The organism is Streptomyces paromomycinus (assembly GCF_003865155.1).
GTDB lineage: Bacteria > Actinomycetota > Actinomycetes > Streptomycetales > Streptomycetaceae > Streptomyces > Streptomyces chrestomyceticus.
Map to the genome: position 1 here is coordinate 2,838,102 of NZ_BHZD01000001.1, position 13,379 is coordinate 2,851,480.

Sequence of the window (13,379 nt, forward strand, 5' to 3'; positions counted from 1 at the left end):
CCGGTCACAGCCTTCATCTGCGTGCCTGGAGTGAGGATCCGCCGTGCCCCTGACCTTCCTGACGGCCGACCGCGACCTCGACGACCAGGCCGATCAGGCAGTCGAAGCGCCGTTGCCCCACGCGGGGCCGGACCGCTGGCGCCGCCCCTACCGTCCGGGTCCCGGACGTGTGGGGGCGGCGGCCGTGCTTCTGCTGCTGGCCTCGTTCGTCCTGCTGTCCGCGGTGATCATCATGGCCGCTGGGGCGCTGCCCGCCGCCGCTGTCTGCGCCGGTGTCGCGGTGCTGATCATCGCGCTCGCGGTGCGCTTCCTGCGGGTGGGCATGTGGGTGAGCGGCCACGGCCTGCGTCAGGTCGAGCTGCTGCGGACCACGACGCTGCGCTGGAGCGAGGTCGCCGCCGTCCGTACGGCTCAGCGGCCGGTGCGCTGGCTGGGTGTGCCGCGGACGGTCCAGGGCCAGGCGCTGGTCGTCGAGCGGCGGGGCGGCAACCCGCTGCGGACGCTCATCACGGATCACAACGCGGACTTCCTGGCGCGTCCCGAGGCGTTCGAGCTGGCCGCTGACGTCCTGGAGGCGTGGGCGGCGGAGTACTGCCGGTAGCCGCAGGCCGGGACAGGCCGGCAACAGCCGCGGACGGGGGCCGGCTCCCGGTCGGAACCGTCCCCGGTGAACAACGGTGCCCGTACGGTTCAGACCGTACGGGCACCGCGTCGTTCAGATGCGTACCGAACCGTTCAGACCCGTACGGACTTGCCCTCGTGCAGGGCGATGGCCCGCTGCATCGCCTTACGGGCCCGCGGGGTGTCCCGGGCGTCGTGGTAGGCGACCGCCAGCCGGAACCAGGCCCGCCAGTCCTCCGGCGCCCGCTCGGTCTCGGCCCGCCGCCGGTCGAAGACCTCGTCGGCGGAGTCCCGGTCGATCCGGCCGCCCGGGGTGCGCTTCAGCTCGTCGACCGGCAGCCCTCCCTCGGCCTCCAGCTCGCGCGCCAGGCGGCCTGCCTTACGGGCGAACTGGGTGGTGTGCCAGAGGAACCACAGTCCGATGAACGGCAGGATCAGGACGGCGACGCCGAACGCGACGGTCAGTACGGTGCCCTGCTTGATGAGCAGGACGCCGCGGCTGCCGACGAGGACGAAGTAGACGACCAGGACCGCCGCGAGAACGCAGTAGGTGATCTTTGCACGCACGCGCGAACCCCGTCAGTCCAGGTCGAGGAAGTTCTCCAGGCCCATGGTCAGGCCGGGAGTGGCCACCACGCGGCGCGCGCCGAGCAGGATGCCCGGCATGAAGCTGCTGTGGTGGAGCGAGTCGTGGCGGACGGTGAGGGTCTCCCCCACCCCGCCGAGCAGCACCTCCTGGTGGGCCAGGAGGCCGCGCAGCCGTACGGAGTGGACGGGGATGCCGTCCACGTCCGCACCGCGGGCGCCGTCCAGCGCGCTGCTGGTGGCGTCCGGCTGCGGCGGGCAGTCCGCGGCGGCGCGGGCCTCGGCGATCAGCTTGGCCGTGCGGGCCGCGGTGCCCGAGGGCGCGTCGGCCTTGTTCGGGTGGTGCAGCTCGATGACCTCGGCCGATTCGAAGAACCGGGCCGCCTGCTGCGCGAACCGCATGGTCAGCACCGCGCCGATGGAGAAGTTCGGGGCGATGAGCACGCCCGTGCGGGGCGACGCGTCCAGCCAGGTGCGCAGCTGGGCGAGGCGGTCGTCGGTCCAGCCGGTGGTGCCGACGACGCCGTGGATGCCGTTGCGGACGCAGAACTCCAGGTTCGCCATGACGGCGTCGGGGTGCGTCAGCTCGACCGCGACCTGGGCGCCGGCCCCGGTCAGCGTCTCCAGCTCGTCGCCCCGGCCCAGGGCCGCGACCAGTTCCATGTCCTCGGCGGCCTCGACGGCCCGTACGGCCTCGGAGCCGATGCGGCCCTTGGCGCCGATGACCGCCACGCGCAGCTTGCTCATCGTTTCCCGCTCTCTCTTTCCAGTACCCCTGGTACCTCTGGTACGCCTGCTACGGAAGGTCAGGCGACCGCGTCGTGCAGCCGGTCCGCCTGCCGGTCCTTCAGCGGGCCGATGACGGACAGCGACGGGCGCTGTCCCAGTACATCGCGGGCCAGTTCCCGTACCTCGTCCGGGGTGACCGCCGCTATCCGGGCCAGCATGTCGTCGACCGACATCTGGGCGCCCCAGCACAGCTCGCTCTTGCCGATGCGGTTCATCAGCGCGCCGGTGTCCTCCAGGCCGAGCACGGTGGAACCGCGCAGCTGCCCGATCGCGCGGCGGATCTCGTCGTCCGTCAGGCCCTCTTCGGCGACCTGGTCGAGCTGGTCGCGGCAGATCTTCAGGACGTCGTCGACCTGGTTCGGGCGGCAGCCCGCGTACACGCCGAACAGACCGCAGTCGGCGTAGCCGGAGGTGTACGAGTACACGCTGTAGGCCAGGCCGCGCTTCTCCCGTACCTCCTGGAAGAGGCGGGAGCTCATGCCGCCGCCGAGGGCGGTGTTCAGGACGCCCATGGCCCAGCGGCGGTCGTCGGTCCGGGCCAGGCCCGGGACGCCGAGGATCACGTGGGCCTGCTCCGACCTGCGGTTGAGCAGTTCCACCCGGCCCGCCGTACGGATGGCGCGGGAGCCGTCGCGCGGGGCCACCGGCACCGCGTCCGTACGGTCGAGGGCACCGGCCTTCTCGAAGGCGGCGCGGACCATCCGGACGACCTTGGCGTGGTCGACGTTGCCGGCGGCGGCGACGACCAGGCGGGTCGGGTCGTAGTGCTTCTTGTAGAAGCGGCGGATGCGCTCGGGGGTGAGGGCGTTGACCGTGTCGACGGAGCCCAGGACCGGGCGGCCGAGGGGGGTGTCACCGAGCATGGTGTGCGCGAACAGGTCGTGCACACAGTCGCCCGGGTCGTCCTCGGTCATCGCGATCTCTTCGAGGATCACGCCGCGCTCGGCGTCGACGTCGGCGGGCTCGATGAGCGAGCCGGTCAGCATGTCGCAGACCACGTCGATGGCGAGCGGCAGGTCGGTGTCCAGCACCCGCGCGTAGTAGCAGGTGTACTCCTTCGCCGTGAAGGCGTTCATCTCGCCGCCGACCTCGTCGATCGCGGCGGAGATGTCGAGCGCGCTGCGCTTCCTGGTGCCCTTGAAGAGCAGGTGCTCCAGGTAGTGGGTGGCGCCGTTCAGCGACGGGGTCTCGTCACGGGAGCCGACGTTGGCCCAGATGCCGAAGGTGACGGACCGGACGGAGGGCAGGGTCTCGGTGACCACGCGCAGGCCGCCGGGCAGGACCGTCTTGCGGACCGTGCCGGCGCCGTTGGTGCCCTTGAGAAGCGTTTGGGTACGGGCGACGGCCCGCCCCTCCGAAGAGGTGCGGGCCGTCGTCCGTGAGCTACGGGACGTCACTTGGCGGCGTCGTCCTTCGCCTCGTCCTCACCCTCGATGACCGGAGCCAGCGACAGCTTGCCGCGCTGGTCGATCTCGGCGATCTCCACCTGGACCTTGGCGCCCACGGCGAGCACGTCCTCGACGTTCTCGACGCGCTTGCCGCCGGCCAGCTTGCGGATCTGCGAGATGTGCAGCAGACCGTCCTTGCCCGGGAGCAGCGAGACGAACGCACCGAAGGTGGTGGTCTTGACGACCGTGCCCAGGTAGCGCTCGCCGACCTCCGGCATGGTCGGGTTGGCGATGCCGTTGATCGTGGCGCGGGCGGCCTCGGCGGCCGGGCCGTCGGCGGCACCGATGTAGATGGTGCCGTCGTCCTCGATCGTGATGTCGGCGCCGGTGTCCTCCTGGATCTGGTTGATCATCTTGCCCTTGGGGCCGATGACCTCACCGATCTTGTCCACCGGGATCTTGACGGTGATGATGCGCGGCGCGTTCGGGGACATCTCGTCCGGAACGTCGATCGCCTCGTTCATCACGTCGAGGATGTGCAGGCGGGCGTCGCGGGCCTGCTTGAGGGCCGCGGCCAGCACGGACGCCGGGATGCCGTCCAGCTTGGTGTCCAGCTGCAGGGCGGTGACGAACTGCTTCGTACCGGCGACCTTGAAGTCCATGTCGCCGAACGCGTCCTCCGCACCGAGGATGTCGGTGAGGGCGACGTAGTGCGTCTTGCCGTCGATCTCCTGGGAGATCAGGCCCATGGCGATACCGGCGACCGGGGCCTTCAGCGGCACACCGGCGTTCAGCAGCGACATCGTCGAGGCGCAGACCGAGCCCATCGAGGTGGAGCCGTTGGAGCCCAGCGCCTCGGAGACCTGGCGGATGGCGTACGGGAACTCCTCGCGCGTCGGCAGCACCGGCACGATGGCGCGCTCGGCGAGGGCGCCGTGGCCGATCTCGCGGCGCTTGGGCGAGCCCACGCGGCCGGTCTCACCGACGGAGTACGGCGGGAAGTTGTAGTTGTGCATGTAGCGCTTGCGGGTCACCGGGGAGAGGGTGTCCAGCTGCTGCTCCATGCGGAGCATGTTCAGGGTGGTGACGCCCAGGATCTGGGTCTCGCCACGCTCGAACAGCGCCGAGCCGTGCACCCGCGGGATCGCCTCGACCTCGGCGGCGAGCGTACGGATGTCCGTCACGCCGCGGCCGTCGATGCGGACCTTGTCCTTGATCACGCGCTCGCGCACGAGGGACTTGGTCAGCGCGCGGTAGGCGGCGGAGATCTCCTTCTCGCGGCCCTCGAACTGCGGCAGCAGCTTCTCGGCGGCCACGGCCTTGACGCGGTCCAGCTCGGCCTCGCGGTCCTGCTTGCCCGCGATGGTCAGCGCCTGGGACAGCTCGCCCTTGACGGCGGCGGTCAGCGCCTCCAGGACGTCGTCCTGGAAGTCGAGGAAGACCGGGAAGTCGCCGACCGGCTTCGCGGCCTTGGCGGCCAGGTCCGACTGGGCCTTGCACAGCACCTTGATGAAGGGCTTGGCGGCCTCCAGACCGGCGGCGACGACCTCCTCGGTGGGGGCCTCGGCGCCGTCCTTGACCAGCTGGATGGTCTTCTCGGTGGCCTCGGCCTCGACCATCATGATCGCGACGTCGCCGTCCGGGAGGACACGGCCGGCGACGACCATGTCGAAGACCGCGTTCTCCAGCTCGGTGTGGGTCGGGAAGGCGACCCACTGGCCGTTGATCAGTGCGACGCGGGTGCCGCCGATCGGGCCGGAGAAGGGCAGGCCGGCCAGCTGCGTGGAGCAGGAGGCGGCGTTGATCGCGACCACGTCGTAGAGGTGGTCGGGGTTGAGCGCCATGATCGTCTCGACGATCTGGATCTCGTTGCGCAGGCCCTTCTTGAAGGAGGGGCGCAGCGGCCGGTCGATCAGGCGGCAGGTGAGGATCGCGTCCTCGGAGGGCCGGCCCTCACGGCGGAAGAAGGAGCCGGGGATCTTGCCGGCCGCGTACATGCGCTCTTCGACGTCCACCGTCAGGGGGAAGAAGTCGAGCTGGTCCTTGGGCGTCTTGGACGCGCTGGTGGCCGACAGCACCATGGTGTCGTCGTCCAGGTACGCGACGGCGGAGCCGGCGGCCTGCTTGGCCAGGCGGCCCGTCTCGAAGCGGATGGTGCGGGTGCCGAAGGAGCCGTTGTCGATGACGGCCTCGGCGTAGTGGGTCTCGTTCTCCACCAGGGATATCTCCTCGTCTGCGTCCACCGCCCGTGTGGCGGTGGACCTTCGTCGGTGGAGCGCCGGGATTGCGGGCCGGTCTTCGATCGAAGCACCCGGATACGGGTCCGCGCGGTCGTCCGCGCGCCGTCCGGGGGCCACTACCGAGGACCGGCGGCTGAAAGGCGCTCCACCTCTTCGCTATGGCGTTATGGGACCAGACTACAAAGCTCCGGTCCACCGGGCAGGGGACCGGACGTCCGGTACGTACGGCAAAGGGAGCGGCCCCCGGGTGTGGGAACCGCTCCCTTCACGTCGTCTTACTTGGCGCCCGCCGCGCCGCGGCGGATGCCCAGGCGCTCGACCAGCGCACGGAAGCGCGTGATGTCCTTCTTCGCCAGGTACTGCAGCAGGCGGCGGCGCTGGCCGACGAGCAGCAGCAGACCACGGCGGGAGTGGTGGTCGTGCTTGTGGGTCTTCAGGTGCTCGGTCAGGTCCGAGATGCGGCGGGAGAGCAGCGCGACCTGGACCTCGGGGGAGCCGGTGTCGCCCTCCTTGGTGGCGAACTCGGCCATGATCTGCTTCTTCGTGGCGGCGTCGAGCGACACGCGTACTCCTCTGGGTGTTCTGGGCCTGCGAGCGTCCCTGGATCGTCTTCACAGGGATTCTTCGATGACTCGGCAAAGACCGTCACCCAGAGTACCAGCTGAGAACGGCCCCCCGACCGGTCGGTCAGGGGGCCGTGCCTACGGGTGACCCCCTGTGGTGGGCGGGTCATCCGTACGAGGAGCTTTTCGCGGCCCCTACGAGGAGCCGGTCAGACCGCGGACGGTGCCGTACACGTCCAGTACCGCCAGGCACAGCGGCACCAGCGACAGCAGGACGACGCCGTCGAAGATGTCGAAGACGCGGCCCCAGAAGGGGGTGACGCCCTTGCGCGGAACGATCAGACCCACCCCGACCAGGATGGCGGCGCCGGCCGCGATGCTGCCGGAGAACCAGACCGTACGGATGTTGAGCGGGCCGGAGTCGCCGAAGCGCACGAGGTCGGCGATGACGTCGACCGGCGGGTGCAGCGCGATGCCCAGGATGAGCAGCACGACCGTCAGGATGCCGGCGATGGTCAGGCAGGCGACCTGTGCGGTGTAGTCGAAGAGCCGGGCCCGCAGCATGATCGTGATACCGGCGGCCAGCGCCAGCAGCTGCGCCCAGCTGTTGTCGGAGAATCCGAGGACGACGCCGGCCGCGCCGACGACCAGCGCGGAGCAGCCGGCGACCAGGCCGAGCAGCAGCTCGTGGCCGCGCTTGGCCTGGTTGCCGATCTTGACGAAGTCGACGGACTCGGTCGCCGCGCCCTGCTCGCCGTCGTTGTGCGGGCCGGCGGCGATCTGGTCGGGCGACTTGTAGCCGATGGGCAGCCGGGCGAAGCGCGAGGACAGACCGGGCAGCCAGGCGACCACCGCGACGGCGACGACGGCGGTGACCGCGGCGACCTCGCGCGGCTCGGCCTCGGTGAGGATGGCGGCGAAGACCGCGAGGGTGCCGATGGTGGCCAGGAAGGCGGCGGCCACGAAGGGCGCGTCGCCGCGCGGCAGCAGGACCACCAGGAGGACGGACGCGATCAGTACGGTCACGCAGCCGACCAGGAACTGCAGCCGGCCGGGGCCCTCGCCGTCGGCCACCGGCATGATCCCGGAGCCGGCGATCAGCAGGTGCGGCAGCGACGCCAGGCCCAGGGCGATGGACGAGGCGTGGTCGTCGTAGATCCGGGCCCGTACGCCGGACAGGGCGACCAGGACGATGCCGGTGACGCCGGCGATGATGCCGGGCAGGCGGTGCATGTCGCGGTCGGCGGGGTTCGAGAACCACAGGGCGAACGCCATCATGACGAGCAGGAGCACGCCGGCGGTGAGGCCGACGATGTTCATCAGGTCGTCGCTCCACCGGTTGCGGTTGCGCTTGACCGCGGAGGCGACGGCGTCCGAGACGTCGTCGAAAACGGGCAGCGGCAGCGACTCGGCGAACGGCCGCAGCAGGAGCAGGTCACCGTCGAGGATGCGCTGCTGGGCGAGGGACTGGCCGGCGTCCAGGACGGTGCCGTCCCGGCGCACCAGGTGGTATCCGGTGGGGGCGCCCTCCGCCTGGGACTGGCCGGAGAGTCGCAGGATCTCCGGATAAATATCGACGAGTGCGACATCCTCCGGCAGTGCCACGTCGATCCGTGCGTCCGGCGCGGCGACTGTGACCCGGCAGAAGCCGGTGCCTGTAGTCGTGCTCACCTGGCGGTTCCCCCTATCCGTTGGGCAGTTTGTCGCGTGCGCGCCTTATATATAGGGGCGCCGCCACCGTGCCTTATATAAGGGACGTCGTTACGGGGCCTTGGGCGCGCTCGCGAGGCGTCAGCGTACCCCCCAATTAGGCCGCCGCCCCACCCGCCCCGGCACTTGACTGTTAACAGTAGGATCAACGCCTGCGTCGGGCCATGGACTTGGTCCGGGGGACCGTCGAACCAACGGGGGCGGTCCGAGACTGCGAGATGCATGAAGGACTGATGCCTCGGTGAGCGTTGTCATCGTCAAGCGCCCGCCCCGCGCGCTTCCACCTGATATCCCCGGTGAGGAGTTGACGCTCGAAGCTCCGCCGGAGCTGCCTCGCGAAGGCGAGGACAACATGCTGATGAACCTCATGCCGATGATGGGCATGGCGGGTTCGGCGGGTTTCCTGTTCATGGGCACCCAGCCGTTCATGAAGATCATGGGCGGCGTGATGGTGGTTTCCACCCTCGCGATGGCTATTGTCCAGATCGTCAAGGCCCGCCAAGGGCCTTCCGGGCAAATGCTCCAGGAGCGCCAGGATTACCTCAAATACTTGGCGCAGAAGCGAAAGGAAGTGCGGCGCACCGCACGCAAACAGCGTGACGCGCAGCTTTTCCTCCACCCCGATCCGGGGCAATTGTGGGCGGTCGTCGCCGAAGGCAAACGGGTGTGGGAACGCCGGGCGTCCGACGCCGACTTCGCACAAGTACGGATGGGCCTGGGCCCGCAGCAGCTGGCCACTCCCCTGAAGGCGCCGGAGACCGCGCCGGTCGACGAACTGGAACCGCTCACCGCGCACGCGATGAAGGAGTTCCTCGACAAGCACGGGCACCTGGACCAGCTGCCGCTCGCGGTCTCGCTGCGCGCCTTCTACCACCTGACGGTCTCCGGCGACCCGGACACCGTGTACGGGTCGGCGCGCGCCATCCTCGCGCAGCTGTGCACCCTGCACTCGCCGGAGGACCTGGTCGTCGCCGTGGTGGCGGCGCCGGGCGCGCAGGCCGAGTGGGAGTGGACCAAGTGGCTGCCGCACGTGCAGGACAAGACCACCGACGGCGCCGGCACCCGCCGGCTGGTCGTCGGTGACCTCGGGGAGATCGAGGAGCTGCTCGCGGAGGAACTGGAGGGCCGCGGCCGCTTCAACCCGCAGGGCACGCCGGTCACCGACACCCCGCACGTGGTGGTCGTGCTGGACGCCGGCGAGGTGCCGATGGACTCGGTGATCGCCGGCTCCGAGGGCCTGCAGGGCGTGACGATCCTGGAGATCGTGCCGGGCGAGCTGGACGAGATCCGGGGCGGCCTGGCCGTACAGGTGTGGCCGGGCAAGCTGGTGCTGGAGTCGGCGGGCGGCGCGGTCTACAACGGCACCGTGGACACCCTGTCGGTCTCCGAGGCGGAGTCGCTGGCCCGCCTGCTGGCGCCGCTGCGGGCCGGTTCGGGCGCCGACGGCGAGGAGCCGCTGCTGTCCAACCTGGACTTCACGGACCTGATGAACATCGGCGACGCCGGTTCGGTGGACGTCTCGCGCACCTGGCGCCCGCGCACGCTGCACGAGCGGCTGCGCGTGCCGATCGGTGTCGACAAGGACGGCCAGCCCGTCATGCTCGACATCAAGGAGGCCTCCCAGGAGGGCATGGGCCCGCACGGCCTGTGCGTCGGCGCGACCGGTTCCGGCAAGTCCGAGGTGCTGCGCACCCTGGTGCTCGCCCTCGCGGTCACCCACTCCTCGGAGACGCTCAACTTCATCCTCGCGGACTTCAAGGGCGGCGCCACCTTCACCGGCATGTCCGAGATGCCGCACGTCGCCGCGGTCATCACCAACCTGGCCGACGACGTCAGCCTGATCGACCGCATGCGCGACTCGATCACCGGTGAGCTGCAGCGCCGTCAGGAGCTGCTGCGGTCCGCGGGCAACTACGCCAACATCACCGACTACGAGAAGGCGCGTGCCGCCGGCGCCCCGCTGGACCCGCTGCCCTCGCTGGTGATGGTGCTCGACGAGTTCTCCGAGCTGCTGACCGCCAAGCCTGACTTCATCGACATGTTCATCCAGATCGGCCGGATCGGCCGGTCGATGGGTGTGCACATGCTGCTCGCCTCGCAGCGCCTCGAAGAGGGCAAGCTGCGCGGTCTGGACACCTTCCTGTCCTACCGGCTGGGTCTGCGGACGTTCTCCGCCGCCGAGTCCCGTACGGCGATCGGTGTGCCGGACGCGTACCACCTGCCCAACGTGCCGGGCTCCGGCATCCTGAAGTACGACACCGAGACGATGGTGCAGTTCAAGGCCGCGTACGTGTCGGGCCCGTACCGCGGTCCGGGCGCCGGCGGTGGCGGCGGTGGCAGCCGTACGAACCGGATGCCGGTGCCGTTCACGGCGTCGCCGGTGCTGGCGCCGATCGTCGAGGAGATCATCGCCGAGGAGCCGTCGCTCACCCAGCAGCAGGACGACGCGCTGGCCGACACCGTCCTGGACGTGATCGTCCAGCGGATGCAGGGCCAGGGCCCGCCGGCGCACCAGGTGTGGCTGCCGCCGCTGGACGAGTCGCCCACCGTCAACCAGCTGCTCCCGGCGCTCGCCGTCACGCCCGAGCGGGGCGTGCACGCCCCGGAGTACACGGCGCTCGGCAAGCTGGTCGTGCCGGTCGCGCTCGTGGACAAGCCGTTCGAGCAGCGGCGCGACGTGATGTACCTGGACTTCTCCGCGGGCGCCGGTCACGGCCTGGTCGTCGGTGGTCCGCAGTCCGGCAAGTCGACGCTGATCCGTTCCGCCATGGCGGGCTTCGCGCTCACCCACACCCCGGCCGAGGTGCAGTTCTACTGCCTCGACTTCGGTGGCGGCGGCATGCTGGCCCTGGAGCAGCTGCCGCACGTCGGCGGCGTCGCCTCCCGGCTGGACGCGGAGAAGGTCCGCCGTACGGTCGCCGAGGTCGTCGGCATCCTCAACGAGCGCGAGGAGTTCTTCCGCGCGAACTCCATCGACTCCATGGGGACCTACCGCCAGCGGCGTGCCGCCGGCGCGTTCCCGGACCAGAAGTGGGGCGATGTCTTCCTCGTCATCGACGGCTGGGGCACCTTCAAGACCGACTACGAGCAGCTCGACCCGGTCATACTGGACATCGCCAGCCGCGGTCTCGGCTTCGGCATCCACCTGATCCTCGGCGCCTCCCGCTACACCGAGGTACGCCCCGCCCTGCGCGACCAGCTCCTGAACCGCGTCGAGCTGCGGCTCGGCGACCCGATGGAGTCGGAGTTCGACCGCAAGCGCGCGGAGAACGTGCCGATGGGCCGCCCGGGCCGCGGCCTCTCCCCCGAGAAGCTGGACTACCTGGCGGCGCTGCCCCGGATCGACGGTGTCCAGGAAGCGGAGAGCCTCAGCGACGGCATGGCGCACCTGGTGGCCACCGTCAAGGAGCACTGGCAGGGCGAGCCCGCCCCCAAGGTGCGGATGCTGCCGACGCTGCTCCCGGCGAGCGACCTGCCCAAGGGCGGCGACTACCCGGAGCACGGCATCGCGATCGGTGTCGACGAGACCACGCTGTCGCCGGCGTTCATCGACTTCGAGACCGACCCGCTGCTGGTGATCTACGGCGAGAGCGAGTCCGGCAAGTCCTCGCTGCTGCGTCTGATCGCCAAGCAGATCTCGGAGCGCTACCCGTCGGACAAGGCCCTCATGGTCGTCTCCGACTACCGGCGCGCGCTGCTCGGCGAGATCCCCGAGAGCCACATGTACAAGTACTGTGCCGCGGGGCCGCAGTTGCAGGAGGTCATCACCGGACTGGCCGGTTCGCTGGGCCGCCGGATGCCCGGCCCGGACGTCACGCCGGAGCAGCTGCGCAACCGCAGCTGGTACGACCTGCCGGACGCGTTCGTGATCGTGGACGACTACGACCTGGTGGCGACCAGCAGCGGCAACCCGCTGCAGCCGCTGCTGGAGTACCTGCCGTTCGCCCGCGACCTGGGCCTGCGCCTGATCCTGGCGCGCAGCTCCTCGGGGGCCGGACGGTCCTCCTTCGAGCCCGTGATGCAGCGGACGAAGGAACTCGGCGCCCAGGGCCTGATCCTGTCGGGCGACCCGGGTGAGGGGCCGCTGATGGGCAACCTCAAGGCGACCAGCCTGACGCCGGGCCGCGCGCAGTTCATCACGCGCAAGCGCGGTGCGCAGCTGGTGCAGACCGGGTGGCTGCCGGCGCACAGCGGCTGACGGGCGGTCCGGCGCCGCGGCGCCGGACGGGCCGGACGAGAGCGGTGGGGCGCCCCTCCTTCGGGAGGGGCGCCCTGGCGCTTTTCGGGGGTGTGAGGGGGTGGGGTGGGTTTGGGGTGGGGTGGGGTGTGAGGGGGTGGGGTGGGTTTGGGGTGGGGTGGGTTTGAAGTGGGGGCTGGGGCTGGCGGTTGGGCTCGGACTCAGCCGAAGGCGCCGTGGCGGCGGACGTCGGGGGGCGGGGGGTTGGTGTCCTTGTCCTTGGCGTCCTGGCCCTTGGCGTTTCTGACGTCCTTGGCGTCCTGGCCCTTTTCGGGCTTGCCGCTCTCAGGCTTCTCGGCGGCCGGTGCCTCGGGCGCGTCTCCGGCGGCCGCGGCCTCCCCCGTACGTACGCCCTTGGCCACGCCCGCGCCACCCCGTGCCTTCTCCGGCCCGGTCCGCGGCGGCCCGAAGGGGTCGGGCCCCTGAGGCGCGCCGGAGGTCTCCCACTGTGCGGTCAGCGGAGGCCGCTGCCCCCGGCCGCCGCCCTTGCCGCCCTTCCCGCGGAAGGCGCCGCCCAGCGACGTGGCGAGCTGGCCCAGGGCCATGAAGCCGTACGCGGTCTGCGTACCGGACGACTGGGAGCCGGACGGCTGGGAGCCGTCGTGCTGGGAGGCGTCCGGTGCGTCGTCGTGCACGCCGGAGCCCGCGCCCGCGTGCGCCCCCTTGTCCTGGGAGGCAGCGTTCTCCAGGTCGGCGGCGGCGAGTTCGAAGGCCGGCAGGGTCTCGTCGACGGACCGCTTGAGCTGGTGCCACTCCGCCGCGAACGCCTCACCCGCGGGGCCGTGCCAGTTGGCGGCCGCGGCCTTTCCCACCTCCCGGTCCAGGTCCCGCACCAGGCCGTCCAGATGCTTTCCCATGTCCCGCCAGCCGGCCGCCGCCTCGTGCAGGGCGTGGGGGTTGCGCTGCTCGGTCACTGGACACCCCGGATCGTCTTGACGAGTTCTTCCTCGGCCGTGTCCGTCGACACGGCGGTCTCCCTGAGGCCGCCGGCGACCTCCGTCAGCCGCTCCTGGAGTTGTTCCAGGGCGCGCTCGGCCTGCTCGTACAGCTCCAGGTACGGTCCGGCCGCCTCGCGTGAGCCGAACCCTTCGCACAGCGCCGCGGCGTCACTGCGCCGTCTGAAAGCGGTCAGCTGCCGGCCCAGGTCGTCCGCGGATATCTCGAACTTGGTACCGAGCTTGTGCAGCTCCCCGGTACTGATCCGGACCTCGTCTGACATCTTTTCTCCCCGAATTGATTGGCGCAG

The 13,379-nt window shown here is 70.6% G+C and carries 10 protein-coding genes; 2 read left to right on the forward strand and 8 right to left on the reverse strand.

Annotated elements, in window-relative coordinates; all coding sequences use genetic code 11:
• Positions 1-43 precede the first annotated feature (43 nt).
• Positions 44-601 (forward strand): PH domain-containing protein, encoded by a 558-nt coding sequence (locus OEIGOIKO_RS11335; protein WP_125053935.1) that lies wholly within the window; start codon positions 44-46, stop codon positions 599-601.
• A gap of 134 nt (positions 602-735) precedes the next feature.
• On the opposite strand, the gene OEIGOIKO_RS11340 is transcribed toward OEIGOIKO_RS11335, so the two are convergent.
• The 6 genes from OEIGOIKO_RS11340 to eccD form a co-directional block, all read right to left on the reverse strand.
• Entirely contained in the window at positions 736-1,188 is a 453-nt protein-coding gene (locus OEIGOIKO_RS11340; protein WP_125053936.1) for a tetratricopeptide repeat protein, read from the reverse strand.
• Between the two features lie 12 nt (positions 1,189-1,200).
• Entirely contained in the window at positions 1,201-1,953 is a 753-nt protein-coding gene (gene dapB / locus OEIGOIKO_RS11345; RefSeq protein WP_125053937.1) for a 4-hydroxy-tetrahydrodipicolinate reductase, read from the reverse strand.
• Positions 1,954-2,012: 59 nt separating this feature from the next.
• Positions 2,013-3,392 carry a M16 family metallopeptidase gene (locus tag OEIGOIKO_RS11350; RefSeq protein ID WP_125053938.1) on the reverse strand — a complete coding sequence of 460 codons (1,380 nt, stop codon included), beginning with the start codon at positions 3,390-3,392 and terminating at the stop codon, positions 2,013-2,015.
• Positions 3,389-5,599, reverse strand: coding sequence for a polyribonucleotide nucleotidyltransferase (locus tag OEIGOIKO_RS11355; RefSeq protein ID WP_125058636.1), 2,211 nt, complete (start codon positions 5,597-5,599; stop codon positions 3,389-3,391). The genes OEIGOIKO_RS11350 and OEIGOIKO_RS11355 overlap by 4 nt, the downstream gene beginning before the upstream one ends.
• A 299-nt stretch (positions 5,600-5,898) precedes the next feature.
• Positions 5,899-6,186: a 30S ribosomal protein S15 gene (gene rpsO / locus OEIGOIKO_RS11360; RefSeq protein WP_030414166.1), complete on the reverse strand. Its 288-nt coding sequence runs from the start codon at positions 6,184-6,186 to the stop codon at positions 5,899-5,901.
• A gap of 195 nt (positions 6,187-6,381) precedes the next feature.
• Positions 6,382-7,857, reverse strand: a complete 1,476-nt coding sequence (eccD, locus tag OEIGOIKO_RS11365; protein WP_125053939.1) for a type VII secretion integral membrane protein EccD — start codon at positions 7,855-7,857, stop codon at positions 6,382-6,384.
• 280 nt (positions 7,858-8,137) lie between these two features.
• Here eccD and eccCa point away from each other — a divergent pair, with 280 nt between their 5' ends.
• A complete protein-coding gene (gene eccCa, locus OEIGOIKO_RS11370; protein WP_125053940.1) occupies positions 8,138-12,094 on the forward strand; it encodes a type VII secretion protein EccCa in 3,957 nt (1,318 codons plus the stop codon).
• 200 nt (positions 12,095-12,294) lie between these two features.
• Here the strand turns inward: eccCa and OEIGOIKO_RS11375 are convergent, their stop codons facing one another.
• Complete coding sequence (locus OEIGOIKO_RS11375; protein WP_125053941.1) at positions 12,295-13,047, reverse strand: WXG100 family type VII secretion target; 753 nt, start codon at positions 13,045-13,047, stop codon at positions 12,295-12,297.
• On the reverse strand, positions 13,044-13,352 hold the full coding sequence (locus OEIGOIKO_RS11380) for a hypothetical protein (RefSeq protein ID WP_125053942.1): 309 nt from the start codon (positions 13,350-13,352) through the stop codon (positions 13,044-13,046). Before OEIGOIKO_RS11380 ends, OEIGOIKO_RS11375 begins: the two co-directional genes overlap by 4 nt.
• Positions 13,353-13,379 lie beyond the last annotated feature (27 nt).

Excerpts from the sequence above, each read along its gene's own strand:
- dapB (WP_125053937.1), bottom strand. The coding sequence starts at position 1,953 with ATGAGCAAGCTGCGCGTGGCGGTCATCGGCGCCAAGGGCCGCATCGGC.
- OEIGOIKO_RS11380 (WP_125053942.1), bottom strand. The coding sequence starts at position 13,352 with ATGTCAGACGAGGTCCGGATCAGTACCGGGGAGCTGCACAAGCTCGGT.